This is a genomic window from Candidatus Planktophila versatilis (assembly GCF_002288105.1).
GTDB lineage: Bacteria > Actinomycetota > Actinomycetes > Nanopelagicales > Nanopelagicaceae > Planktophila > Planktophila versatilis.
Genome location: NZ_CP016774.1, coordinates 832,198 through 858,325 on the forward strand (window position 1 = coordinate 832,198; position 26,128 = coordinate 858,325).

25 protein-coding genes are annotated in these 26,128 nt (G+C 48.9%); 2 read left to right on the plus strand and 23 right to left on the minus strand.

Translation table 11 applies throughout. From position 1 onward, the window contains the following. Positions 1-21 precede the first annotated feature (21 nt). From A1sIA79_RS04260 to thyX, 3 genes are read right to left on the minus strand one after another with little or no spacing between them, the layout of a single operon-like run. Positions 22-1,707: a ribonuclease J gene (locus A1sIA79_RS04260; RefSeq protein ID WP_095674981.1), complete on the minus strand. Its 1,686-nt coding sequence runs from the start codon at positions 1,705-1,707 to the stop codon at positions 22-24. Positions 1,708-1,716: 9 nt separating this feature from the next. Next, positions 1,717-2,613: a 4-hydroxy-tetrahydrodipicolinate synthase gene (gene dapA / locus A1sIA79_RS04265; protein ID WP_095674982.1), complete on the minus strand. Its 897-nt coding sequence runs from the start codon at positions 2,611-2,613 to the stop codon at positions 1,717-1,719. 16 nt (positions 2,614-2,629) lie between these two features. Further along, entirely contained in the window at positions 2,630-3,349 is a 720-nt protein-coding gene (thyX, locus tag A1sIA79_RS04270) for an FAD-dependent thymidylate synthase (protein ID WP_095674983.1), read from the minus strand. Positions 3,350-3,409: 60 nt separating this feature from the next. Between thyX and A1sIA79_RS04275 the strand changes: the two genes are divergently transcribed. Further along, positions 3,410-4,078, plus strand: coding sequence for an AzlC family ABC transporter permease (locus tag A1sIA79_RS04275; RefSeq protein ID WP_223298324.1), 669 nt, complete (start codon positions 3,410-3,412; stop codon positions 4,076-4,078). Next, positions 4,075-4,380, plus strand: a complete 306-nt coding sequence (locus tag A1sIA79_RS04280) for an AzlD domain-containing protein (RefSeq protein ID WP_095674985.1) — start codon at positions 4,075-4,077, stop codon at positions 4,378-4,380. Before A1sIA79_RS04275 ends, A1sIA79_RS04280 begins: the two co-directional genes overlap by 4 nt. Here A1sIA79_RS04280 and A1sIA79_RS04285 read toward each other — a convergent pair. The 20 genes from A1sIA79_RS04285 to A1sIA79_RS04380 all read right to left on the minus strand — a co-directional run bounded on the left by A1sIA79_RS04285 (position 4,377) and on the right by A1sIA79_RS04380 (position 26,048). After that, entirely contained in the window at positions 4,377-4,634 is a 258-nt protein-coding gene (locus A1sIA79_RS04285; protein WP_095674986.1) for a glutaredoxin domain-containing protein, read from the minus strand. The two genes, A1sIA79_RS04280 and A1sIA79_RS04285, sit on opposite strands and share 4 nt — an antisense overlap. 16 nt (positions 4,635-4,650) lie before the next feature. Further along, positions 4,651-5,385: a 4-hydroxy-tetrahydrodipicolinate reductase gene (dapB, locus tag A1sIA79_RS04290; RefSeq protein WP_095674987.1), complete on the minus strand. Its 735-nt coding sequence runs from the start codon at positions 5,383-5,385 to the stop codon at positions 4,651-4,653. Further along, a complete protein-coding gene (locus A1sIA79_RS04295) occupies positions 5,382-6,659 on the minus strand; it encodes a M16 family metallopeptidase (RefSeq protein ID WP_095674988.1) in 1,278 nt (425 codons plus the stop codon). Before A1sIA79_RS04295 ends, dapB begins: the two co-directional genes overlap by 4 nt. Positions 6,660-6,663: 4 nt before the next feature. After that, positions 6,664-8,865, minus strand: a complete 2,202-nt coding sequence (locus tag A1sIA79_RS04300; RefSeq protein ID WP_095674989.1) for a polyribonucleotide nucleotidyltransferase — start codon at positions 8,863-8,865, stop codon at positions 6,664-6,666. Between the two features lie 172 nt (positions 8,866-9,037). After that, a complete protein-coding gene (rpsO, locus tag A1sIA79_RS04305) occupies positions 9,038-9,307 on the minus strand; it encodes a 30S ribosomal protein S15 (protein ID WP_095674990.1) in 270 nt (89 codons plus the stop codon). A gap of 145 nt (positions 9,308-9,452) precedes the next feature. Continuing rightward, a complete protein-coding gene (locus A1sIA79_RS04310) occupies positions 9,453-10,340 on the minus strand; it encodes a bifunctional riboflavin kinase/FAD synthetase (RefSeq protein WP_095674991.1) in 888 nt (295 codons plus the stop codon). A gap of 18 nt (positions 10,341-10,358) precedes the next feature. Then, complete coding sequence (gene truB, locus A1sIA79_RS04315) at positions 10,359-11,234, minus strand: tRNA pseudouridine(55) synthase TruB (RefSeq protein ID WP_095674992.1); 876 nt, start codon at positions 11,232-11,234, stop codon at positions 10,359-10,361. Continuing rightward, positions 11,234-11,674, minus strand: a complete 441-nt coding sequence (rbfA, locus tag A1sIA79_RS04320) for a 30S ribosome-binding factor RbfA (RefSeq protein WP_095674993.1) — start codon at positions 11,672-11,674, stop codon at positions 11,234-11,236. Before rbfA ends, truB begins: the two co-directional genes overlap by 1 nt. A 14-nt stretch (positions 11,675-11,688) precedes the next feature. After that, on the minus strand, positions 11,689-14,400 hold the full coding sequence (infB, locus tag A1sIA79_RS04325) for a translation initiation factor IF-2 (RefSeq protein WP_095674994.1): 2,712 nt from the start codon (positions 14,398-14,400) through the stop codon (positions 11,689-11,691). Between the two features lie 180 nt (positions 14,401-14,580). Further along, positions 14,581-15,549, minus strand: a complete 969-nt coding sequence (gene nusA / locus A1sIA79_RS04330) for a transcription termination factor NusA (protein WP_095674995.1) — start codon at positions 15,547-15,549, stop codon at positions 14,581-14,583. Then, complete coding sequence (gene rimP / locus A1sIA79_RS04335) at positions 15,549-16,025, minus strand: ribosome maturation factor RimP (RefSeq protein WP_095674996.1); 477 nt, start codon at positions 16,023-16,025, stop codon at positions 15,549-15,551. Before rimP ends, nusA begins: the two co-directional genes overlap by 1 nt. A gap of 45 nt (positions 16,026-16,070) precedes the next feature. Further along, on the minus strand, positions 16,071-16,847 hold the full coding sequence (locus A1sIA79_RS04340) for a sulfite exporter TauE/SafE family protein (protein WP_095674997.1): 777 nt from the start codon (positions 16,845-16,847) through the stop codon (positions 16,071-16,073). Then, on the minus strand, positions 16,847-18,580 hold the full coding sequence (locus tag A1sIA79_RS04345) for a proline--tRNA ligase (RefSeq protein WP_095674998.1): 1,734 nt from the start codon (positions 18,578-18,580) through the stop codon (positions 16,847-16,849). Before A1sIA79_RS04345 ends, A1sIA79_RS04340 begins: the two co-directional genes overlap by 1 nt. Positions 18,581-18,601: 21 nt before the next feature. Then, positions 18,602-19,756, minus strand: a complete 1,155-nt coding sequence (ispG, locus tag A1sIA79_RS04350) for a flavodoxin-dependent (E)-4-hydroxy-3-methylbut-2-enyl-diphosphate synthase (protein WP_190277091.1) — start codon at positions 19,754-19,756, stop codon at positions 18,602-18,604. Between the two features lie 53 nt (positions 19,757-19,809). After that, a complete protein-coding gene (locus A1sIA79_RS04355) occupies positions 19,810-20,949 on the minus strand; it encodes a M50 family metallopeptidase (RefSeq protein ID WP_095675000.1) in 1,140 nt (379 codons plus the stop codon). Beyond that, positions 20,949-22,097, minus strand: a complete 1,149-nt coding sequence (gene dxr / locus A1sIA79_RS04360) for a 1-deoxy-D-xylulose-5-phosphate reductoisomerase (protein WP_095675001.1) — start codon at positions 22,095-22,097, stop codon at positions 20,949-20,951. The genes A1sIA79_RS04355 and dxr overlap by 1 nt, the downstream gene beginning before the upstream one ends. After that, positions 22,094-22,888 carry an ABC transporter permease gene (locus A1sIA79_RS04365; RefSeq protein ID WP_095675002.1) on the minus strand — a complete coding sequence of 265 codons (795 nt, stop codon included), beginning with the start codon at positions 22,886-22,888 and terminating at the stop codon, positions 22,094-22,096. Before A1sIA79_RS04365 ends, dxr begins: the two co-directional genes overlap by 4 nt. Beyond that, positions 22,885-23,733 (minus strand): ABC transporter permease, encoded by an 849-nt coding sequence (locus A1sIA79_RS04370; RefSeq protein WP_095675003.1) that lies wholly within the window; start codon positions 23,731-23,733, stop codon positions 22,885-22,887. Before A1sIA79_RS04370 ends, A1sIA79_RS04365 begins: the two co-directional genes overlap by 4 nt. Continuing rightward, positions 23,730-24,881: an ABC transporter ATP-binding protein gene (locus tag A1sIA79_RS04375; RefSeq protein WP_095675004.1), complete on the minus strand. Its 1,152-nt coding sequence runs from the start codon at positions 24,879-24,881 to the stop codon at positions 23,730-23,732. Before A1sIA79_RS04375 ends, A1sIA79_RS04370 begins: the two co-directional genes overlap by 4 nt. Then, positions 24,882-26,048: an ABC transporter substrate-binding protein gene (locus A1sIA79_RS04380; RefSeq protein ID WP_095675497.1), complete on the minus strand. Its 1,167-nt coding sequence runs from the start codon at positions 26,046-26,048 to the stop codon at positions 24,882-24,884. It lies immediately after the preceding gene. Between the last annotated feature and the right edge of the window lie 80 nt (positions 26,049-26,128).

Below are 26,128 nucleotides of genomic sequence, written 5' to 3' on the forward strand. Positions count from 1 at the left end.
TAGCGAGCGTAGGCGCGCCGCTTAGACCTCGATGACTACTGGAACAATCATCGGGCGCCGGCGATGTTTTTGGCCTACCCATCCCCCAATGGTGCGACGCACAACTTGTGACAACTGATGCGTTCCATTGACGCCCTCTGCAACTGCAGCAGCTAGAGCTTTTTCAATCTGCCCTTTCACCTCATCAAAGAGTGCGATGTCCTCATTAAAGCCACGCGCATGTATGTCAGGTCCAGCAACAATTTTTCCAGTTTGCGATTCGATCACAACAATGACAGAGATGAATCCTTCTTCACCCAGAATCCTGCGATCTTTGAGAGATGATTCGGTGATATCGCCAACGCTGCCACCATCGACATAGACAAAACCACATGGCACAGCGCCAACAACTTCGGCGTGGTGATCAATCAGGTCGATAACAATGCCATTTTCAATAATGAATGCGTTCTCGCGCGGGACACCTGATTCGATTGCGAGCTCTGCATTAGCTTTTAGGTGACGCCATTCGCCATGCACAGGAAGGGCGTACTTAGGCTTGACGATGTTGTAGCAGTAGAGAAGTTCACCCGCTGCTGCGTGACCTGAGACATGCACCATGGCATTCGCTTTATGCACCACTTTAGCGCCCCATCGAGTGAGTTCATTAATAATGCGAAAGACAGAATTCTCATTACCTGGAATCAGTGAGGATGCCAAGATGACGGTATCGCCTTCTCCCACTCTGATCTGGTGATCACCGTTTGCCATCCGGGAAAGTGCTGCCATCGGTTCACCTTGCGAACCTGTGCAGATGAGCACCACGTTATCGTCGTAGTTTTCTAATTCTCGGGCATCAAATAAAATCCCTGAGGGAACGGTGAGGTATCCCATCTCTTGTGCAATCTTCATATTGCGAATCATCGAACGCCCAATAAATGCAACTTTTCTATTGTGAAGAGCTGCCGTATCAATGACCTGCTGCACTCTATGCACGTGCGAACTAAATGAGGCAACAATAACTCGGCGCTTTGTTGATGAAATTACCCGATTAAGCGCTGGCATGATTTCCCGCTCCGATGGCGTAAAGCCAGGAACGTCGGCATTGGTGGAATCAACCAGGAATAGATCTACGCCTTCTTCACCTAAGCGGGCAAATGTTCGCAAATCTGTGATGCGACCATCGAGTGGAAGTTGATCCATTTTAAAATCACCGGTGTGAAGAATTGTTCCAGCACTTGTGTGGATGGCAACGGCAAGTGCGTCCGGAATCGAATGGTTGACCGCAATAAACTCTAATTCAAATGGTCCGACATCTTCGCGCAGTCCTTCTCGAACTTCGCGCATCAGTGGAGAAATTCGATGTTCTTTACATTTAGCGGCGATGAGAGCGATTGTCAGCGGAGAGCCATAGACCGGAATATCACCACGTTCGCGCAGTAAGTATGGAACTGCCCCGATATGGTCTTCATGTCCATGGGTAAGAAAGATTCCAACTACATCAGCAAGGCGATCTCGGATGTAGGAGAAATCAGGCAGGATTAAATCGATTCCGGGTTGATTATCTTCTGGAAAGAGAACTCCGCAATCGATGATCAGTAGCTTTCCATTAGTTTCATAGACGGTCATATTGCGACCGATTTCAGAGATTCCACCAAGGGCGACGATGCGAACTCCCCCAGCCACTAGCTTGCTAGGAGTTCCTAAGTTTGGATGCGGGTGTTGAGTCATACAGTCAAATTATTTTTTCAACGTGATTCCACCAGCAATAAGATCTTTTCGTAATTGTTCGATCTGTGCTTCGGTGGCATCAACGAGTGGCAGACGAGTAGTTCCTCCTGGGAGTCCCATGAGAGACATCGCTGCCTTGGTCAAAATTGCACCTTGTGTGCGGAAGGTTCCAGTAAAGACTGGAAGAAGTTTCTGATGAATTTCAAGTGCGCGTGGTGCATCTCCAGCAAACCAAGCATCGAGCATTGCTTTGAGTTCTAAGCCAGCGGTGTGGCCACAGACAGAGACGAATCCAACTGCTCCAACTGAGAGGAAGGGCAGGTTGAGAATGTCATCACCGGAATAGACCGGAATACCTGAGCGCTTAATCACCCATGATGTGGCTGCGATATTTCCCTTGGCATCTTTGAGGGCAACAATGTTCTTCACGCTTTCAAAGAGTTTGACGATGGTGTCAGATTCGATTTCAACACCGGTGCGACCTGGGATGTCATACATCATGATGGGAAGATCAGTTGCGGCGGCTACTGCGCGAAAGTGCGCTTCGATTCCAGCTTGGGGAGGCTTGTTGTAATAAGGAGTAACCACCAGCAGTGCATCTGCCCCCGCATCTTGGGAACGCTTAGCTTGTTCAACTGTGTAAGCGGTCTCATTATCGCCAGCACCTGAGAGAACACAGATCTTTTCGCCAACGACGCTCTTGACCACTTTGATGATCTCAAGTTTTTCCGAAGACTTTGTGGTGGGAGCTTCACCGGTTGTGCCATTGACTGCAATTCCATCATGTCCGGTATCAACAAGATGTTGTGCCAATGTGGCAACGCCATCCCAATCGATTGCACCATCACTATTGAATGGGGTCACCATTGCGGTGATTAATCGACCAAAAGGAGGCTGGATACTCATCCGCGCATCTTATCGCTTAAGGCGCAATACGACCAGATTTTTCAAAGGCTCCGTATGTCAAAGGCATCAATTTCGCGAACTCGGCTTCCATTTTTTCGGCAACCATCTCGATTTCTCGCTGCGGATAGCTTGGAAAGTGCGAACCTTCACGAGATGTGCGCAGGGATAAAAAGTTCATCAGTGCACGTGCATTCATGGTGACATACATAGATGAATACGTTGCGACCGGCAAAACTACTCGCGCAACTTCGCGGGCAACGCCAGCCTCTAACATCTTCACATATGACTCATAGGCAATGACATATGCATCCTTCATCGCCTTAACTGTTATTTCAAATTGTTCTGGCGTTCCATCTTCAAATGTGTAAGCACCAGTCTTACCAACCTGAATAAGTTTGCGCTCTTTCGAAGGAATATAGAAAACTGGCTTGAGTTCACGGTAGCGACCAGATTCTTCGTTATAGGAAGCGATGCGATGGCGCATAAATTCACGGAAGACGAAGATGGGTGCTGAGACAAAGAAAGTCATCGAGGTGTGCTCGAAAGGTGATCCATGGCGTTCGCGTGCAAGATAGTTAATCAGCCCGGCAGATCGCGCTGGATCTTCACCAATTTCATCAAGTGACTGCTCACCGGCGGTTGATACTCGAGCGGCCCAAATGACATCAGCATCACTTGCACTTGATTTAACAAGCTCTACTGATACATCGTCTCTATAAATTACGGTCTCAGACATGTTCGCACCTTATCTATCTACCCCCCTCCACTTGCTGCATATCTAGGGCAGAATGTCCGCGTGTCCAGAGTGAACCGCACCACCGCATCCCAAAGCTTGAGCGTCTCCCTGACGGTGGGCCTTTATGGAACTGCATTTGGCGCCGCCAGTATCGCCGCGGGGTTCTCAGTTCTGCAGACTTGTTTACTCTCTCTTCTGACTTTCTCTGGCGCATCTCAATTTGCAGTAGTGGGCGTCATGGGCGCAGGTGGAAGCGCCATTGCAGGGATCGCAACGGCTTCACTTCTTGGTGTGAGAAATATGTTGTATGCACTTCGCATGGCACCTCTTCTGAAAGTCTCTGGATTGCGGAAGGTAATTGCAGCGCAAGTAACTATTGATGAATCAACTGGTGTTGCCTTAAGTCAAGAAAAACTAGGGTCTACGGCGATGAAGCAAGGCTTCTGGTTAACCGGCGTTGGTGTCTATATCTTCTGGAACATCTTCACACTATTGGGCGCACTCGGTGCGAAGGCAATGGGAAATCCCTCCGCCTGGGGCCTCGATGCTGCAGTTCCAGCGGCATTCTTAGGACTTGTGTGGCCAAGGCTGACAAATAAATTAGAACGGGCGCTAGCGGTGTGCGCACTTGTCTTGGCAGTCCTTCTTAGTCCGGTACTCAGCGCCGGTATACCAATTATCTCCACCGTCGTACTTGCCGTGATCTTTGGCTGGAAGGTGCGCAGATGAACGCGCTCTGGATAGGTGTTATCGGTTCTAGCATCGCACTCTTTGCCCTGCGGTATTCAGGTTACTTAATCCCTGAGAAATATCTGACAAACCCCCGAATGTTGCGCATTAATACCCTGATACCAGTTGCACTGCTCAGCGCCTTGGTCGGAGTTCAAACAGTGACCGAAAAAGGTATCTGGGTAATTGATCAGCGCCTTGCCGGTGTTGCTGTGGCACTCATTGCACTTCTGCTCAAAGCGCCATACTTCGTTGTAGTGATATCTGCAGCCCTTACTTCCGCGCTTTTGTATCGCTTCTAGATAATTCCCAGCGAAGTTAGCTTTGCCTTCAAATCATTATCTGATGGCTCTGTCATATGTGTGCCATCTGAAAAAACAAGCACTGGAATTGACTGCGCTCCCCCGTTGATCTCACGGACCTTTGCTGCTGCAGACTCATCTACTTCAACATCAATATGGTTGACCTGAACATCGAGCTCTTCTAAAAGTCGCTTGGAACGACGGCAATCTCCACACCAGTCGGCTCCATACATCGTGATATCTACAAGTGCCATGTGAGTTCCCTCTTTCTTACATAAAGTTTTCCAGGCCGAAAGTCAGCCCTGGATGTGTCACAACTTTCCGTACTCCAAGGAGTACCCCTGGCATGAAACCTACTCTGTCTATCGAGTCATGTCGTATTGAAAGTGTTTCACCAATTCCACCGAGTAATACCTCTTGATGGGCAACCAATCCGCGCACACGAACCGAGTGCACTGGAATATCTCCCACAGTGGCACCGCGTGCTCCAGCTAGCGAAGTAGTTGTCGCATCTGGCATCACAGGTAGGCCAGCTTCTTTGCGCGAAGCTGACATAAGTTCAGCTGTGCGACTGGCTGTCCCGGAAGGCGCATCAACTTTATTTGGGTGATGCAGTTCAATGATTTCAGCAGATTCAAAGTACTTAGCTGCCTTGGTTGCAAACTCCATCATGAGTACTGCCCCAATGGCAAAGTTGGGAGCAATTAGTACCCCTGACTTTGAGTTAGCCAGCAGAGACTTAATCTTGGCAATGCGCGCATCATCAAAGCCAGTTGTGCCCACAACCGCATTGATGTTGTGAGAAATCAAAAATTCGAGGTTAGCCATGACTGAATCAGGTGTTGTGAAATCAACCGCAACTACTGCCCCACTTGCAAGAAGTGCGTCGAGTGAATCTCCAAGATCAAGTTGCGCAACGAGTTCGAGATCCTTGGCTTCATTGACAGCCTTTACTACCTCAGAACCCATGCGACCACGCGCACCAATGACTGCAACTTTGATCATCGCTCTAACACCTTTTCAAATTTCGCTTCATTTTTAAATGGACCGACAAGAGCAAGGGTAGGCGTTTTGACCAAGAACTCGCTGGCAATTTCGCGTATGTCTTGAGCGCTCACTCGGTCAATTGAGGTGAGAATGTCATCGAAATCCATCACTTGGCCATACACAATCTCATTCTTGCCGATGCGGCTCATGCGCGAACCAGTATCTTCCTGGCTTAATACCAGGGATCCACGCACAGCGCCTTTGGCGCGATCAATTTCTTCATGAGTCATCCCGTTTTCGGCAACATCACTTAAGACGCTGCGAATAATTTCGACGACTTCCATCGCTTTGGCTGGGTTACATCCGGCATAAAAACCAATGAGGCCAGAGCCAGCAAATTGTTGCGCATATGAGTAGACGGAGTAGGCAAGACCACGTTTTTCGCGAATCTCTTGGAAGAGGCGCGATGACATGCCGCCGCCGAGGGCCGCAGAGAGAACTCCCATCGCAAAGCGACGTTCATCTGCCCTTGCAACAGCTTCCATCCCATAGAACATATGAGCTTGTTCGCTCTTTTTATACATCAGACCAACAGATTGTTGCTTTGAATTCTTAATCGGAATATTGGGGCGAATAACAGGGGCAGCCATGACATCAAGGAAGTTATCGCGCGAAAGGGCTTGCTCAACCATCGCAACCACGCGCTTATGTTTGATATTGCCGGCCACAGCAACAACCAGATCTTGCGGTAAGTACTTCTTCTTATAGTAGTTAAAGACTGCGTTGCGAGACATCGCATTGATTGAATCAATCGTTCCTAGAATTGGGCGCCCGATCGGCGTATCGCCATAATAGGTATCGCTAAAGAGATCGTGCACCAGATCACTGGGATCATCATCGCGCATCGCAATTTCTTCAAGAACTACTTTGCGCTCGGCATCGACATCTAGGGCTGAGACAACGGAGGAAGTGATGAGATCGCTAACCACATCGATTGCCATTGGTAAGTCAGTATCAATTACGCGGGCGTAGAAGCAGGTGTATTCCTTAGAGGTAAAGGCATTCATCTCACCGCCGACTGACTCAATGGATGAAGATATCTCTAACGCTGTTCTACTTGTTGTTCCTTTAAAGAGCAGATGTTCCAGAAAATGAGAAGCACCAGCCGTAGCTGGTGCTTCATCACGAGAACCTACATTGACCCAAATTCCCACAGCAGCGCTGCGTACTGACGGAACTTCTTCCGTAACAATACGCAGGCCACTTGCGTGAACTGAGCGTTTAACTGACATCTACTTATTCAGCAGCTGGAGTCGATCCATCTTCGAGAACTGGAACCAAAGAGAGCTTGCCCTTTGGATCAATCTCGCCGATTTCAACCTGAATCTTGTCGCCAACCTTCATGACCTCTTCTAGGTTTTCAATGCGCTTTCCACCATGCATCTTGCGAATCTGAGATACGTGGAGCAGGCCATCTTTACCTGGCATCAATGAGATGAATGCACCGAATGTTGCAAGCTTCACAACAGTTCCGAGGTATCGCTCTCCCACTTCTGGCATTTGTGGATTAGCAATCGCGTTAATCTGCGCGCGAGCTGCTTCAGCTGAAGGCCCATCGGTGGCACCGATGTAGATAGTTCCATCATCTTCAATCGAGATATCTGCGCCAGTCTCATCTTGAATCTGGTTAATAATCTTGCCCTTAGGCCCGATTACTGCACCGATCTGATCTACTGGAATCTTCACCGAGATGATGCGAGGAGCGTATTGGCTCATCTCATCCGGTGTATCGATTGCTTCATTCATGACATCAAGAATTGCTAAACGCGCTTCCTTTGCCTGATGAAGTGCGCCAGCGAGAACTGAGGCTGGAATTCCATCGAGCTTGGTATCAAGTTGAAGGGCGGTAATAAAGTCCTTCGTTCCGGCAACCTTAAAGTCCATATCTCCGAATGCATCTTCAGCACCGAGAATATCTGTCAGAGCAACGTATTCAATCTTGCCATCAACGTCATCTGAGATAAGACCCATTGCAATACCGGCAACTGGAGCCTTTAGTGGCACACCAGCTTGGAGCATTGACAGCGTTGATGCACAAACTGAACCCATTGATGTGGATCCATTTGAACCAAGTGCTTCAGAGACCTGACGGATTGCGTAAGGGAACTCTTCGCGAGTTGGAAGTACTGGAATAAGTGCGCGCTCTGCAAGTGCTCCGTGGCCGATTTCGCGACGCTTTGGAGTTCCCACACGACCGGTCTCACCAGTTGAATATGGTGGGAAGTTGTAATTGTGCATGTAACGCTTTGATGTCTCAGGGCTCATTGTGTCGAGCTGCTGTTCCATCTTGAGCATATTAAGAGTTGTCACTCCGAGAATCTGAGTCTCTCCTCGTTCGAAGATTGCAGATCCGTGAACGCGAGGAATAACTTCAACTTCTGCAGACAAGGCACGAATATCACGAAGACCGCGGCCATCGATACGGATCTTGTCACGCAATACGCGCTGCCGAACAAGCTTCTTTGTCAGTGAGCGAAACGCTGCTGGAACTTCCTTCTCGCGACCTTCAAAGGCAGCAGAGACAGATTCCTTAGTTGCAGCAGAGATTTCATCAATCTTTGTTTCGCGCTCTTGCTTACCTGCGATTGTCATCGCCTTTGCAAGATCATCTTTTGCAGCCTTTTCAACTGCGGCAAAGACATCATCTTGGTAATCCAAGAAGACTGGGAAATCTGCAGTTGGCTTTGCAGCTACTGCTGCCAGCTTTGACTGCGCTTCGCAGAGAATGCGAATAAATGGCTTAGCTGCATCGAGTCCTTGCGAAACAATTTCTTCCGTAGGTGCTGCTGCGCCACCGGCGATGAGACCGATTGTGCGTGATGTCGCTTCTGCTTCCACCATCATGATTGCTACATCGTCAGCTGTCACGCGACCTGCAACGACCATATCGAAAACGGCGTTCTCAACCTGTGAGTGATTTGGGAATGCAACCCACTGGCCTTCGATAAGTGCAACACGCACTCCACCGATAGGACCTGAAAATGGCAGACCTGCAAGTTGTGTTGACATTGATGCTGCGTTGATAGCAATCACGTCATACATGTGGTCAGGATCGAGTGCCATTACTGTCACAACGATTTGTACTTCGTTACGAAGTCCCTTAATAAATGATGGACGCAATGGGCGATCAATCAGACGGCAGGTAAGAATTGCCTCTTCTGATGGTCGGCCTTCACGACGGAAGAATGATCCTGGGATCTTGCCAATTGCATACATCTTCTCTTCTACATCAACTGTAAGTGGGAAGAAATCGAATTGATCTTTAGGTGTCTTTGATGCTGTTGTTGCCGAGAAGATCATTGTCTGATCATCTAGATACACAGCTGCAGCTCCTGCTGCTTGCTTTGCGAGGCGTCCGGTTTCGAACTTGATCTCGCGCTTTCCGTACTTTCCGTTATCGATAACGGCTATTGCTGTCTTTACGTCTTGACCCTCCATGGGTCCTCCTTTGATTCGTTTGTTGCATATTCCAAGGTGCATGAGCACAGCTTGGAAGCGGTAACTACTCGCAAGGCGAAACGAATGAATCTTCGATCGAAGTTCACAGATGCAAACATCTGGAAACCACTACCGAGGACCATTAGTCCCCCGGCGGGTAGTTCTTACTTAATTAGCGACGGATTCCGAGTTTCTCGAGAATTCCACGGTAACGATTGATATCTGTCTTTGCGAGGTACTGCAAGATGCGACGACGCTGACCTACGAGCAACAACAGACCACGACGGTTGTGGTGATCATGTGGGTTGGTCTTAAGGTGAGTCGTAATGTCATCGATGCGACGTGACAATAAAGCGATCTGAGCTTCAGGGCTTCCTGTATCAGTAGCTGATGAGCCGTACTTCGCAATGATTTCTTTCTTTACTTCTGGTGTTAGTGCCATTGGTTGCTGTATTCCTTTTCATGTTAAGTACATCAGTACTGTTCAAGAGGCTTCCCGGTTTGAATCACGGGAAATCACTTTCTCGTTGGACAGGTCAAAGTTTACCTGTGGGGTGTGGATAAGTGAAATTGAGGCTGAATTGCCCTTATTTCTCGGTTAATTCGCGTGCTTTATCGCAATCTTTCTTCATCTGGACCAATAGCTCTTCCAAGCTATCGAATTTCAGAGTGGGGCGTAGATACCAACCGAATTCAATCGATGCATTCTTGTCATAGAGCTCTAGCCCCTCTTGATCAAGTGCATACGCTTCAACTTGTCTGGCGCGTTCCCCTGCAAATGTTGGATTGGTACCAATCGAAATTGCCGCTGGCCAGAAATTAATTCCCACGGTCAACCACCCGGCATAGACACCATCGGCAGGAATAGTCTGTCCCTCTATATTTCCTAAATTAGCTGTGGGATAACCGATTTCCCGGCCGCGCTTTTCACCATGCACCACCACGCCATCTAGTCGATGAGGTCGCGATAGAAGCGTGCGCGCTTCTTCAACTTTTCCTTCAATTACTAGCGTGCGAATGCGCGAAGATGAGATGACCTCGGTATCTGCTTTCAGCTCCTGCACATCAACTGTGAAATTATGTGTGCGGCCCTCTGCGATAAGTGAATCAACATTTCCAGCTGCTTTGTGACCATAAGTGAAGTTCTTGCCCACCACCACGGTGCTGGCATGCAGTTGGCCTACCAAGACATTGGCTACAAAATCTTCGGGAGACATTGCAGCAAACTTCTCATTGAACTTCATTACCGCGACCTGATCAGCGTTGTGAATCTTTAAGAGTTCCACCCGATCTGCCAGGGTTGTCAGAGAAGTGGGCACCTTCGTAGGGGCATAAACAGTTGTTGGATGTGGATCAAAGGTCAGGGCAACGATTGGTCGTCCAGCTGCAATCTCTTTTGCGCGATTAAGCAGTTGTTGATGTCCCTTATGTACCCCATCGAATACCCCAATGAGTACAACGTTAGTCTCGGACATATTCCAATCTTGCCTTACCTAGTTCGCTGCCGCAAAGACAGCGATGGGTTTTGCATGTATTCCATCATCTTTGAGCAGTGCGATGAGTCGATTATCTGGTGACATCGCAGCAGTAATAGAGGTGGCGCCATTTTCCGACAGGGGCCTGCCAAAAGATAACTCTGTGACTTCTTCCAGAGTGAGCTCGCGCACCGAAAAAGTAACCCGGGCCACATCGGCAAGCTTTAGTGGTGTGAACTTCTGATCTTTAAGGTCTTGAAAAGAGACTGCATCTTTTTCACTAAAGCCAGCAACTCGCGTGCGGCGCAAGGCGCTTAGGTGTCCCCCAACTTTTAACGCCTCCCCTAAGTCGCGGGCAATGGCGCGAATAAATGTTCCAGCTGAGCAGGTCACTTCAATATCAACTTCAGTTGTGGCAGCTAAATGGCGAATTGCCAGAATATCTAGTTGCGAGATTGTTATTTGGCGCGACCCCAGTTCAAACTTCTCACCAGCTCGCACACGATCATAAGCACGCTCTCCGCCAACTTTTACGGCCGAGACAGATGATGGGCGTTGGGCGATGGTGCCAACCATAGTTTTTAACACTCTTGCAATCTCGCCATCAGTAACATCTGCTGCATGGGTAGTTGCAATCACTTCGCCTTCTTTATCATCGGTCACAGTTGATGCGCCAAGAACAATTGTTGCAACGTATGACTTGTCGCCATCGGTGATGTATTGCAAAAGGCGTGTGCCATTTCCGAAACCTAGGACTAATACTCCTGTAGCCATCGGATCAAGTGTTCCGGCATGGCCCACTTTGCGTGTGCCCAGTGCTTTTCGCCCCACTGCTACGACATCATGACTGGTCATTCCCCCAGCTTTATCTACAACCAGGAATCCATCTGTCATTAGTTATCAAATTTGTTTTCTACGACGCGTGGGACTTTATAGGCATCTTCCATCACTGGCTTTGCATTCTCGCGCGCTTTCGCAACTTCAGCATCAAGTTGGTGAACTCGCTCTAAAAGTGAGTCAAGTGCTTGGGCAGATTCTGGAAGTCCATCAAGAATGAACTCAAGTGATGGCGTAATGCGGGTACCTAAATCTTTTCCCACAGCGCTGCGGATCACACCTTTTGCTGATTCGAGTGCGGCGGCGGTTGCAGCGCGCTCATCATCTCCACCAAGGACGGTATAGAAGATAGAGGCGTTCTGGAGATCTCCGGTCACCCGCGCATCGGTAACAGTGACAAAGCCAAGACGCGGATCTTTAATCTTTGTCTCAAGCAGCTGTGCCACTACTACCTTGATGCGGTCTGCAACCTTCTGGCTGCGGTGTGAATTTCCCATTTCTTTTCGAAGCGTTATGCGCGCTTCTTCTCACGCATCTCAAAGACCTGAATGATGTCTCCCACTTGAAGGTCAGCACCCTTGCCTACCCCGATACCGCATTCAAAGCCCTCACGGACTTCAGTGGCATCATCTTTAAATCGCTTGAGCGATTCGATAGTGACCTCTTCGGCAATGACTGCTCCGCCACGTATGACACGTGCCTTTGCATTTCGGCGAATGATTCCATCGCTGACGACCGAACCGGCAATAGTTCCAACCTTTGAAGATTTAAAGAGATCGCGTACTTCAGCGCTGCCAAGTATGACCTCTTCAAACTCTGGCTTAAGGAGTCCCTTAAGTGAGAGTTCAATCTCTTCGATTGCGTTATAGATAACTGAGTAGAAACGGACTTCGACGCCTTCTTGATCAGCATAGATAGCAGTCTGTGGCTCTGGCTTAACGTTAAAGCCGATAACAACTGCAGTTGAGGCAGATGCAAGAGTGATATCGCTCTTAGTAATTGCGCCAACACCGCGGTGAATAACTCGTAGATCTACTTCAGCGCCAACATCGAGCTGCATCAGTGCATCTTCGAGTGCTTCCACCGAACCAGAAACGTCACCCTTAAGGATGAGGTTAAGAGTTGAAATCTTGGATTGCTCCATGAAGTCTTCAAGTGAGACCTTCTTGCGCGCCTTCGCCAATTGCGCGTTGCGCTCTGCAGCTTGACGCTTTTCAGCAATCTGACGAGATGTGCGGTCATCTTCGGCAACCAGGAATGTATCCCCAGCATTAGGAACGGATGTGAATCCGAGAACCTGCACTGGACGTGATGGTCCTGCCTCTTCAACCGTATTTCCATCTTCATCGTGCATAGCGCGCACGCGACCAAATGATCCTCCGGCAACGATGGCATCTCCGACTTTGAGTGTTCCGCGCTGCACAAGAACAGTGGCAACTGGTCCACGACCACGGTCGAGGTGAGCTTCAATGGCAACACCGCGAGCGACATCTAGTGCCACCGCGCGCAGATCAATAGCAGCATCTGCTGTGAGCAAGATTGAATCAATGAGTTCATTGACTCCGACACCTGATTTAGCAGAGACGTTTACGAAGATTGTGTCTCCGCCGTACTCCTCGGCAATCAAGTTGTACTCAGTAAGTTGCTGGCGGACCTTATCTGGGTTGGCGCCTTCCTTATCAATCTTGTTCACTGCCACCACGATTGGCACATCAGCTGCCTGTGCGTGGTTAAGTGCTTCAATCGTCTGAGGCATGATGCCGTCATCTGCTGCAACTACCAGCACTGCAATATCAGTGACTTTGGCACCACGTGCACGCATAGCGGTAAAGGCTTCGTGACCTGGTGTATCAATAAATGTAATCGCACGATTGACGCCATCGTGATCATGGTGAATTTGGTAGGCACCGATGTGCTGGGTGATGCCACCAGCTTCGCCCTTAATCACTTCAGTCTTACGAACTGCATCAAGGAGTGATGTCTTACCGTGATCCACGTGTCCCATAACAGTGACAACTGGTGGGCGAGCAGTGAGATTTTCCTCGTCGTAGTCGCTCATTTCGGCAGCGAGATCGATATCAAATCCCTGTAAGAGCTCACGATCTTCTTCCTCAGGCGAAACAACTTCGATGACATATCCAAGTTGGGCACCGAGAATTTCAAATGTGTCGGCATCAACAGATTGCGTTGCAGTCACCATTTCACCTAGGTGGAATAGCGCTGATACCAACGCTGCTGGATCTGCATTGATCTTCTCTGCAAAATCTGCAAGTGATGAGCCACGGCGCATGCGAATCTTTGTCTTGCCATCACCGTGAGGAATAACTGCTCCACCTAATTGTGGAGCTTGCATATTGTCGAATTCTTCGCGCAGCGCCTTACGTGACTTCTGCTTACGCTTTGAAGATTTACTTGCATTCTTTCCAAATGCACCTGCAGTTCCGCCACGACCTGGACCGCGATTAGGAGCACCGCCGCCTGGACGTTGTGGACCACCAGGTGCGCCACCTGCTGGAGCATTCCCTTGTGAACGATATGGACCTGATGAAGTTGGTGCGCCGCCTGTACGTGGTGGATAGTTTCCAGTTCCAGTTCCAGTACCAGCACCTGGCGGACGTGCACCACCAGGACGTGCTGCAAAACCTGGACGAACAGAACCGGGACGAGCACCTGCCATACCGGCACGTGGTGCACCCGTTGAACCTGCTGGTCTTTGAGGTGGGCGAGGAACGCTGCCACCTGTTGAAAATGGATTGTTACCAGGACGCGGTGGACGTGGAACTGCTGCCCCTGATGAAAATGGATTATTTCCTGGACGTGGTGCACCAGGTGTAGCGGGTGTAGTCGGTGCCACAGGTGCGTGAGCTTCTGCAGCTGCAGCACTCTTTGCTTCTTCGTGGGCAGTTGCGGCAGCATCACGTGATGCTTTCAGGGCGGCAAGATCTACGCCGAGTTCGGCAGCTAACTCTGCTGCAAGTTCTGGATTTACTTCAGCAGTTTTCTTGGAGGCGGCAGTTTTCTTCGCCGCAGCCTTTTTAACGGGCTTCTTCTCTTCGGCAGGCTTAGCATCTGGGTATAGCGCAACTAACTTGCGCACAACCGGTGCTTCCACTGTTGATGATGCTGATCGGACGAATTCGCCCATTTCTTGGAGCTTTGCAAGGACTTCCTTGCTCTCCATACCGAGCTGCTTTGCTAACTCGTGTACGCGGACCTTTGACACATTTCTCCTGTCTTGGCCCGCATTAAAATTTGTGGGATGCGAGCCCTAGTTGTTCGACCTCATGATGTAAACGAGCTCATTTGAGTTTCATATCTTTCGCATCCATTTCAGTAATTGCACTCACGCGTTTGCGCTTATGCGATGGCCCCAGTCTAGCGAATGAGGTCAGAAATCCCTATTTCACGCGGGAGTATCGGGGTGAATATCTATTCGCCAGCCGGTAAGTCGTGCGGCAAGACGGGCATTTTGTCCATCTTTTCCGATGGCCAGCGATAGTTGGTAATCCGGAACAATGACTTTTGCAGAACGAATTGATTCATCGACGATAGTCACACTCGTTACTTTGGCTGGAGCAAGTGCGTGAGCCACAAACTTAACTGGATCTTCATCCCAATCGACGATATCAATCTTCTCGCCGTGTAGCTCATTCATGACAGCTTGTGCACGAGAACCCATTGGGCCAATCAGTGAACCTTTTGATGAAACTCCAGCGCGGTGAGAGCGCACGGCAATCTTTGTGCGATGTCCGGCCTCTCGCGCAACCGCCATAATCTCAACGATGCGATCTTGTATCTCCGGAACTTCTAGTGCAAATAACTGTTTGACCAGTGCTGGGTGGCTTCTGGATAACATGATTTCTGGACCCTTAAGTCCTTGCTTTACCTCAACTACAAAACATTTGATGCGATCGCCATGATTGAAGACTTCCCCAGGAACTTGCTCTTGCGGCGGAATGCGACCTTCTGTTCGACCCAGGTTAACGTTGATCATCTTAGGATCGCGCCCCTGTTGCACAATTCCGGAGATTACATCACCGACGGAGGCAGTGAACTCACCAACGATTTCAGCATCGTTAGTTGCACGCATCTGAAGTTTAATTACTTGGCGTGCAGTGGAAGTGGCAGTGCGATCAAAGCCCTCTACCTCAAGCACATTCTCGGCAACGCGCTCTCCTAGTTCATTGAACTCTGGAACAAATATCGCAATGTCTCCAGTTTCGCGATCAAGTTGCACGCGCGCATAACGGTTCGGCTCTAGCGTCTCAGAATAAGCGGTGAGTACTCCAGCTTCAATTGCCTGAATCAATTGTTCTAGCGGCATACCTTTGGCATCGGTGAGTTGCTTGAGCGCCTCAATATCAACGCCCATTACTTGTCACTATCTTTCCGGTTAAATTCAATTTCAACCGTTGCGCGCTTAATATCAGCTAGCGCTATGACAACTTCTTTTACTTCCTTCTTCTCGGTCACCGAAAGCGTGAGCTCAGTTTCAGTATTTGCAGAGATTCGGCCAGTAACGACCTCACCATCAATGCGCACAACCTTGAGCAATCTATCTACGTTCTTGGCAAAGTGACGTGGCTTAGTTAGCGGGCGATCAACACCCGGAGAAGTGACCTCCAACGTGAATGGCGCTTCTCCCATAAAGGCGGCTTCATCGAGAAGTTCTGAAATGGCGCGCGAAACGGCGGTGACTTGATCCATATTTAAGGAACTTTGGCCATCAACGATGCAGGTAACAATGCGATGTTTGCCGGGTGATACAAGTAAGACTTCTTCAAGGAAGAATCCTTGAGCTTCAACTGCAGGTGTAACCAGTTGCGCTATTTGATCTGTGATTGCCATTTCTAGCCCTTCATATTTAATTGTTCTTAAGTTGTGGGTACTGCCTTACTTGAACAGGTCAAATAATACCCTGACAATCAAGACAAAGGTAACCACGAGATAAAACTTGCGGACGAACTCAGAGCCCTTATTTATTGCCACATGCGAACCTAGAAAACCGCCGGCAAGATTGACAATACCCAGTGCTATTCCGACCTTCCACATAATGGAGGCGTTAAATCCAATTACCAAGATTGAGGCTAAGTTAGTTGCAACATTGACTACCTTTGCAATGGCAGATGCACCCACAAATGCGAATCCGAACCCTGCGACTAGAACAATCATCAGGAGAGTTCCAGTTCCTGGGCCAATGAGCCCATCATAGAAACCGATGATAAAACCGGCAGAGATTGCAATCTGCATCCGGCGGAGATGGGAATGCTTAAAGATCTCAATCTTTCCTAAATCTGGATGAATCAGGGTGTAGATAAATACTGCAACGAGCATTACGACGATGCCAGCTTTCAATTGCGTTGTAGAAATCTGAGTAGCAAGTAAAGACCCTAGCCCCGACCCAATAAATGCTGGCAGAACCATGGCGATGAGTAATTTCGGATCAGTCTTGATATTGCGCCGGTAATTCAGCGCTGCCGCCGATGTTCCCCATATCGCGCCAGCCTTACTCGTTCCAACGACTTCAATAACTTCTTTTTGTGGAAATGAAATCAACATCGCGGGTAATTGAATGAGTCCGCCGCCGCCAGCGATGGCATCAATGAATCCGGCAGAAAATCCTGCGCAGAGAATAAGCGTCAGAGTAAGAGCCGAGATATCTTCAAACATTAACTCAAAGTAGGTAGCAGAGCAGCGATGGAATCTACAGCTGATGCCACCGCGGTCTCTGATATATCTCCCGTCTTGCGCACCCGAATTTCAACGTTCCCATTTTCAAGTGCCTTACCCACCACAACAATGACTGGAATTCCAATCAGTTCAGCATCTTTAAACTTAACCCCTGGGCTAGTGCCACGTCGATCATCTAGCATCACAGATATTCCGCGCGCCTCTAGCTCGGCGCCAATCTTCTCGGCGGTCTCAAAAATATTATCCTCTTTGCCTGTGGCAACAACGTGGACTTTGGCAGGTGCAACTTCTACCGGCCAAGAAAGTCCGATCTCGTCATAACTCTGTTCGGCAATGGCAGCAACTGCGCGCGAGACACCAATTCCATAGGAACCCATGGTGACAACTTGTGATTTTCCATTTTGGTCGAGCACAGTGAGGTTAAGTGCCTGCGCATATTTGCGACCTAGCTGGAAGATATGACCAATTTCAATAGCGCGATCAATTACAACTGGAGCTGTGCACTTAGGACATGCATCTCCTTGACGAATCTGCGCTGCTTCCACGTAATGATCAACAGCGAAGTCGCGACCATTGACCACATTACGTGCATGCTTATCTTTGGCATTGGCACCTGTTACCCATGCTGTGCCAGGAGCAATGCGTGGATCGGCATAGACAGTGATGCCATTCTTCTTTGCATCTTGCGGTCCGATGTAACCCTTCACAAGTCCTGGAAACTTTGCAAAATCTGCCTCTTCAAATACTCGCAAGTCATTGACACCAGCAAGATTTGCTTGCAATCGTTTGAGATCAACTTCGCGGTCGCCAGGCACAAGTACGGAAATCGCTTTCTCATCAGCCAGCAGCATGACGTTCTTAAGAGTCTTTGCCCCGTCATATCCCCCGCCAAACTTGGCATTCAGAAGTTCAACCAATGTGTCGATGGTGGGAGTGTTAGGTGAATCAAAGACTTCTTGTGCCGGCACTGTCGATGCGTCACCTGGTGCAACAACTGTTGTCACCGCTTCCACATTTGCGGCATAGCCACACTTTTCACAAAGAACATACGTATCTTCACCGGTTTCACACGGTGCTAAGAATTCCTCTGATGCCGAGCCACCCATGGCACCTGATACCGCACTGACAATGTTGTACTTAAGGCGCAGCCGATCAAAGGTTGCAATATAGGCAGCGCGATGGCGCATGTAGGAATCAACTAGACCTTCATCGGTGAGGTCAAATGAATAAGAGTCTTTCATGACAAATTCGCGCCCACGAATAATTCCAGAACGTGGACGAGCTTCATCGCGATACTTGGTCTGTATTTGATAGAGCGAGAGCGGCAAATCCTTATAAGAGGAGTACTCACCCTTAACCATCAACGTGAACATCTCTTCGTGAGTTGGCCCTAGTAAGTAATCTGCACCTTTTCGATCTTGCAAGCGAAAGAGATCTGGCCCGTAATCAGTCCAGCGACCAGTCTGCTCATAGGCATCTTTCGGCAAAAGCGCTGGAAAGTGAACTTCTTGAAAGCCAGCCTTATCCATCTCTTGGCGAACAATGTTTTCAATATTACGAAGTGTGATGACGCCTAGTGGTAGCCAGGAATAGACCCCGGCTGCAATACGACGAATATATCCAGCGCGTACTAAGAGGCGATGACTTGGAACTTCAGCATCAGCTGGGTCATCGCGCAAAGTACGCAAGAAGAGAGTGGACATTCGCAACATAATGCGAACCCTACCGGAGGATTACGAAGTAGTGACGGAAGGTACTCCTGATGCAACGCCGGCGGCTTCCATCTCTTCGGCTAAGCGCATCGCTTCTTCAATCAGAGTTTCAACAATCTGTGCTTCAGGCACTGTCTTAATGACTTCACCCTTAACAAAGATCTGCCCTTTTCCATTTCCAGATGCGACACCAAGGTCTGCTTCGCGAGCTTCGCCAGGACCGTTGACGACGCAACCCATCACCGCAACGCGCAGTGGAACTGTCATTCCTTGCAAACCTGCCTGTACTTTCTCAGCCAAGGTATAGACATCTACTTGAGCGCGACCACATGATGGGCAAGAAACAATTTCCAGTTTACGCTGACGCAAATTAAGTGATTCAAGGATAGAAATGCCAACCTTTACTTCCTCCACCGGAGGCGCCGATAGTGAGACGCGAATAGTGTCGCCAATTCCTTCGGCTAGCAAGATTCCAAAGGCAGTTGCAGACTTAATTGTTCCTTGAAAGATTGGACCAGCTTCTGTTACCCCGAGGTGCAGCGGATAATCACATTTGGCGGCAAGAATTCGATAAGCGTTGACCATCGTGACCGGATCGTGATGCTTGACTGAAATCTTGATATCGCCAAAGCCATGCTCTTCAAATAGTGATGCTTCCCAGAGCGCTGATTCAGCCAGAGCTTCTGGAGTTGCCTTGCCATATTTTGCAAGCAGTCGCGGATCTAGCGAACCAGCGTTCACACCAATACGAATTGGAATGCCGGCATCTCCTGCCGCCTTTGCTACCTCTTTGACCTTGTCATCAAACTGCTTGATATTGCCAGGGTTCACACGAACGGCGGCGCACCCAGCATCGATAGCGGCAAAGATATATTTTGGTTGAAAGTGAATATCTGCAATCACTGGAATCTGAGATTTCTTAGCAATCTGTGCCAGCGCATCAGCATCATCTTGGGAAGGCACTGCAACTCGAACAATCTGGCAACCAGATGCGGTGAGCTCTGCAATCTGTTGCAGAGTTGAATTCACATCTGATGTGAGAGTGGTGCACATCGATTGCACACTTACCTGTGATTCGGAGCCAACCCCAACCGAGCCAACTTTGAGCTGACGCGTCTTGCGACGCGGGTGCAGGGTTGGCGGTGGAGCACTTGGAATTCCGAGATCAACCATGATGCGTATTCTGCCCTATCTCGCGCAATCTTGCTCCTGGTGGTGAGTAGTGTGCGCTAGAAGTTGATTGAAATTGGATTGATGATATCTGCCACAAGAAGTATCAACGTCAGCACAGCTAATACGCCAAAGACAGCCATGGTGATTGGTGTCATGACATTGACATCGATACCGGCTGGCCGAGGCTTCCTGCGAATGCGTGCAAAGAGGGCGCGGACTTCATCAGCAATTGCGATGGCCATATGACCACCATCGAGTGGCAGAAAGGGCAGCAAATTAAAGAGACCAACGAAAATATTTAAGCTGGCGACGATAAGGATGAAGGTGGATACCCGTTCATTACTATTTAATTTCTGCGAACTCACCGCATCGCCAGAAACTCGTGCTGCGCCAACAATTCCAACCAGCCCATCAGGATTGCGCTCCTCGCCCATAAATGTTTGGCGAATAAGTTGTGGCACCTTAGAAGGAAGAGCAAAGAGTGATTTCACTGATTCTTTGGTCAGCGTGACCGTGGCTTTAGCAGAGGCAGATATCGCAGGGAAGAAGCTTTCGCGTTTATTACCAATCTGGGTGACCACACCCAGCACATATCGCTTCTGCTCTTGGACATATTGCGGTGTGGCAGTAAGAGTAAGAACCTCACCTGCACGCTCGATGGTAAATCGCATCTGCTTGCCATCTGACTCGGCAATCTTGCGCGAATCAAGATACCAATCCTTAACTTTCTGGCCATCTACTTCAATGATTTTATCTCCGGCTAGAAAACCTGCTTCGGAAGCGGCAGAGTTGGGAGAAACTTGGGCAATATTTGAAAGTAGTGCGGTGTAACCAACTCCAAAGAAGATTGAGAAGATGAGTAGGAAGCCAATCAGGAAATGGGCAAAAGATCCTGCACCTAAAACAATTAACTTCTTACCTGATGAGGCGGTAAAGAAAGCTCGCGATTCTTCCCCGGCCGGCATCCGATCAGTAGGTGTCATTCCTTCGATGCGGCAGTAGCCACCGGCTGGAATCGCCTTCACGCCAAACTCAGTCTCGCCTTTTCTAAAGGACCACAACTTGGTACCGAACCCTAGGAAGAATTCAGTGACCTTCATATTAAATTTCTTAGCGGTGATGTAATGCCCGAATTCGTGCACCATGACAGAGAGAAGCAGCGCAACTGCAAAAGCTAAGATTCCAAGTACTTTCATCACAGAGCTACTTTCTTCACTAATTCACCGGCTATCTGGCGAGCATCATCTTCTGCCGCACTGACATCTTCCAAATCACGCAGAGTTGTGGCCGCTGATGCCCGAAGGTGATCCACGCTCTGACTGACAATGGCGAAAATGTCGGTAAATGAGATCTGCCCATCGATAAATGCTTGCACGGCAACCTCGTTAGAAGCATTAAAGATTGCTGGGAGTCCTCCCCCAATTTCACCGCAGGTGCGAGCAAGTGCCACCGCTGGAAAACGAGCCTCATCAATGGGAGCAAAGTTCCAAGTGTGAGAAGTACTCCAATCAACTGGCTTCGTCGCCCCAGGAACGCGATGTGGATGGCTGAGCGCCAATGAAATCGGCCCCTTCATATTCGGCGGTGATGCTTGGGCGATAGTTGAACCATCGATGCATTCGACCATCGAGTGCACCACAGATTGCGGATGAATCACTGCCTCTATCTGTGAATAGGCAATGCCAAATAAATAGTGAGCTTCAATAATTTCCAAACCCTTATTCATCAGGGAGGCTGAATTAATTGTCACAACAGGTCCCATGGTCCATGTGGGATGTGCAAGTGCTTCTTGCAAAGTCACGGTAGACAAGTCAGCGCGATCGCGAAATGGCCCACCACTTGCGGTGAGAACTAGCTTAGATATTTCAGATTTCTTCTCACCCATAAGCGCCTGCCAGATCGCAGAATGCTCAGAATCAACAGGAAGGATCTGATCAGCTTTAGCGTGGGCAATCACTAAATCTCCACCGGCAACAAGTGATTCCTTATTTGCTAGCGCCACCCGATTGCCCGCTTTGATTGCAGCAAGTGTGGGCGCTAAACCAATAGAACCGGTAATGGCGTTGAGCACAACATCGCAGGTGATTGCCGCTACTTCAGTTGATGCATGGGGGCCATCAATGACTTGCACTCCAGGTAGTCCCTGGCGAATAATCTCAGCGTTCTTTGTTACACCAACGAGCTTCACCGCAAACTTCTTCGCCTGTTCAATTACTAACTGCGGATGAGTTCCAGCTGAAGTGATAGCAACCACGGTAAAGAGTGCTGGGTTAGCCTCAACTATCTCCAGCGCTTGAACGCCGATTGAGCCAGTGGAACCTAGTATGACAAGTTCGCGGGTCATGAAACTTTGCGTTTACGTGTTACCAGCTGCCCAACAATCACAATGGCAAGTGCGAGGAAGAACATAGCTGAACCAATCACATTTGCTTGTGCTGGAATTCCACGGGCGGCAGATGTGTAGATGAACTTTGGAAAGGTCGTCATGGTGCCTGAGTTGAAGTTGGTAATGATGAAATCATCGAAGGAGAGACTAAAGGCCAAGAGCGCAGCAGCTGCGATTCCTGGAGCCACCAAAGGAAGAGTTACTCTGCGGAAAGTTTCTCGTTCATTTGCATAGAGATCCATGGCAGCTTGTTCTAGCCGTGGATCTAAACTTGCAATACGAGCTTTGACCGTGACAACAACGAATGACATGCAGAAAAGAACATGGGCAATGACTGTCGGCCAGAATCCTGGATTGATTTGAAAGACAAGGAAGAGTGAGAGCAGCGAGGCTCCAAGAACAATCTCGGGGGTTGCCATCGGCAAGAAGATAAGTAGGTTCGTTGATGAACGACCCTTAAATTTATGACGACCAATAGCGAAAGCAATCATTGTTCCTAGGATTGTGGAAAAAATAGTGGCAAGTAAACCGATCTTGATTGAATTTCCTAGCGCGGTACATACTTCAGGTGCACCACATGGGTTCTGCCAATTAGCCCAGGTGAAACCCTTCCAGATGAGATTGCTCTTGCCAGAGTCATTAAATGAGAAGGCAAAGGTGTAGGCAACTGGAATAAAGAGGTAGGTAAAGGCAACCACCGCGTAGATGCGAAGTAAGTTACGGCCAAACCAGCGCGAGAGTGTGTTCATACCAACTCCTCGGTTCCAGCTTTACGCACATAGACGGTAACCAGAATCAAGATCGAGATCATGAGCGTAAATGAGAGCGCCGAAGCCGTTGGGTAATCAACAATTCTAAAGTATCTGGACTCAATCACATTTCCCAACATCTTTGTCTGCGGACTACCCAGAATTGCCGCATTCACATAATCACCTGCCGCTGGAATAAATGTCAGCAAAGTTCCGGCGACAACTCCCGGCATAGATAGCGGAAGAGTCACGCGGCGGAAAGTAGTAAAGCCATTGGCATAGAGATCACCTGATGCTTCAAGTGTGCGCGGGTCGATGCGATCGATGGAGGCATAGAGCGGCAGAGTCATGAAGGGTAAGAAGTTATATGTCATACCCATGACCACCGCAAAAGCGCTAGAGGTCAGGGTCGTGCTCTCGGAGATGACGTGCAGCGAGCGAAGTGTGGGAACAACAAAACCTTCTTCGCCAAGAATTTGTTTCCACGCAATGGTACGAAGTAAGAAGGAGGTAAAGAACGGCGCGATGACAAGTACCAGCATGACATTCTTAAATCGCCCACCTTTAAAGGCGATGGTGTAGGCAAGTGGATAAGCAATTGCCAGCGCAAGCACAGTAGCAATGAGTGCATAAAGAAATGAGCGACCGAATTGCTCTCTATTTTCCACAAAGGCATCGAAGTAATTAGCAATGCGCCAGGTCTGTTCGTACTCACCTGTATCTCCCCCACCCACTGGAGTCTGGGTAGAAGTCTGAGCAAGGTTAAATAAGGGAAGTATGAAGAAGATGAAGAGGAACCCCATCCCCGGAATCAACAGGAGATACGGGGTGCTGATCTTTTTCATTCTTCTTCTAAATCCTCTTCGGGATTTACTTCAGTTCCGGCTTCGGCATCATCATCGCCACGCAGGGCGAAGGTAAAGACAGGCTCCCATGAGATGTTCACGCTCTCACCCACGCTAAAGGGTGCAACGCCATCATCGTTTTGTTCAAAGACCATGAGCTCTTGTCCCCATGGCATCAGCACTTGGTATTGGGTAGAAACGCCAATATAGGAAACATCTTCAATCTTGCCGCCGGTGAGCACATTTCCAGAAGTTGATGTTTCAAGACGTGAAATACGGAACTTCTCTGGTCTGATACCTGCCAAAATTGAGTTATCAACTGCGTGTGAGCGATCTTTCTGCAGGGAAATCTTCTGCCCAAAGAGATCAACAATTTGATTAGCTCCATCGGAGCCAGTGATACTTCCTTTAATCAGGTTTGACTGCCCAAGGAAGTTGGCAACAAATGCGGTCTTGGGATTGTCATAGAGTTCTGCTGGCGAACCCATCTGCTCAATTTCGCCCTCGTTCATCACCGCGATGGTGTCAGCCATGGTCATGGCTTCTTCCTGATCGTGGGTAACGTGCACGAAGGTAATTCCCACTTCCTTCTGAATCCACTTAAGTTCAATCTGCATCTGACGACGCAGCTTAAGGTCAAGTGCGCCCAGTGGTTCATCAAGGAGAAGCAGCGCTGGCCGGTTCACAATCGCGCGAGCAAGTGCGATGCGCTGTTGCTGCCCGCCAGATAACTGAGTTGGTTTACGTTGGGCCAAATGTGGAAGTTCCACTAGATCTAACGCCTTATTGACCGCATCATCGACATCTTTAATACCGCGCCGGCGAAGGCCGAAGGCAATATTTTCAAAGATGGTTAGATGCGGAAAGAGGGCGTAGTTCTGAAAGACGGTATTGATAGGACGTTGATACGGCTTTGTATAGGTAATGTCAGTAGCACCCAAAGAGATAGTTCCCTGCGTAGGTTCTTCTAGCCCCGCGATCATGCGAAGCGTCGTTGTCTTTCCACATCCTGATGGTCCAAGGAGTGCAAAGAATGAGCCCTTCGGAATGATCAAGGACAAATCATTAACGGCCGTGAAATCACCGTAACTCTTTGTTAGGTGTGAGAGCCCTAGATCTCCTCGCGCAGAACTTGCCGCATCTGACACTTAGTTTCCGGCAGCCTTCTGGAAAGCTTCAGTCCAGGTTGTCTCTTCCGTTGGTGTCAGAGCACGGAATACCGAGAGGTTGGACATGGTCTTAGCAGTTGGGAAGATGAACTCACTTGCTGCTAGATCAGGATCAATCTTCTCCATCTCAGCTTGGGCGCCCTTGACCGGACAGAAGTAATTCACATATGCGGCAACTTCTGCGGCAACTGCTGGCTCGTAATAGTAATTAATGAGCTTCTCCGCATTGGCCTTTGCCTCAGGGGTTGCAGTTGATGGAATCAACATATTATCGCCAGAGATAGTTCCGCCTGACTCTGGGATGGCAAAGTCAAACTTTCCTTCATTTTCTGACTTTAGAATAAACATATCGCCAGACCAACCAATGACTGCAGTGGCATCACCAGAGGTGAGATCCTCTGCGTATTCGTTGCCCTTAACTCCGCGAATCCAACCATCGGCAATCTTCTGCGCTAGGAAGTCAACGCCATTCATAAACTGTGCTTCGGTCACTGTCTGTAGGTTGACACCTTGGGCCATCAAGATAATTCCGATGGTGTCACGCATTTCAGAGAGAACCACAATCTTTCCCTTATTAGCTGGGGAGAAGAGATCATCGAGTGTGCGAATGCCCTTTGGATTCTTGGTGGTGTTCCAACCAAAACCGCCCATGATGCCTTGCCAGGTCAGTGAGTAATCGCGGTTTGCATCATAAGAAGGTGCGGCAAGTGTGTCGACGATATTGCTCTTATTTGGAATATTTGCGGAATCAAATTTCTGCGCATAGCCCAGACGAATCCAGCGGCCAGCCATCCAATCTGTTGGGCAGACTAGGTCATAGCCAATATCTTTATTCAACTTAAGCTGAGCTTGAACTTTTCCAAAGAACTCATCATTATCGTTGTAATCTTCCAAATACTTAACATCAATGCCACTGTCCTTAATGAATGCCTGCAGCGTTGGATAATTCTTACCTGAGTCATCAACATCAAGGTAGAGCGGCCAGTTGCCCCAACGAATGGCGTTCTCAGAAGATCCACCACCGGAACCACATGCAGCGAGCGCACTTGCACCAGCTACTGCGCCAGCGCCAGCTAAAACGGCGCGACGCGAAACTTTAGAATTAATGATTGAACGTGCTTCTGGAGAGAGCGGTTTTTTAGCCATGGTTAAGGCTCCTTTTTTAATTGCCGGAATAAGGGACGGTTGAGCAGGGCCCATTATGTAACTCTTTGCCCCCTAGGCCA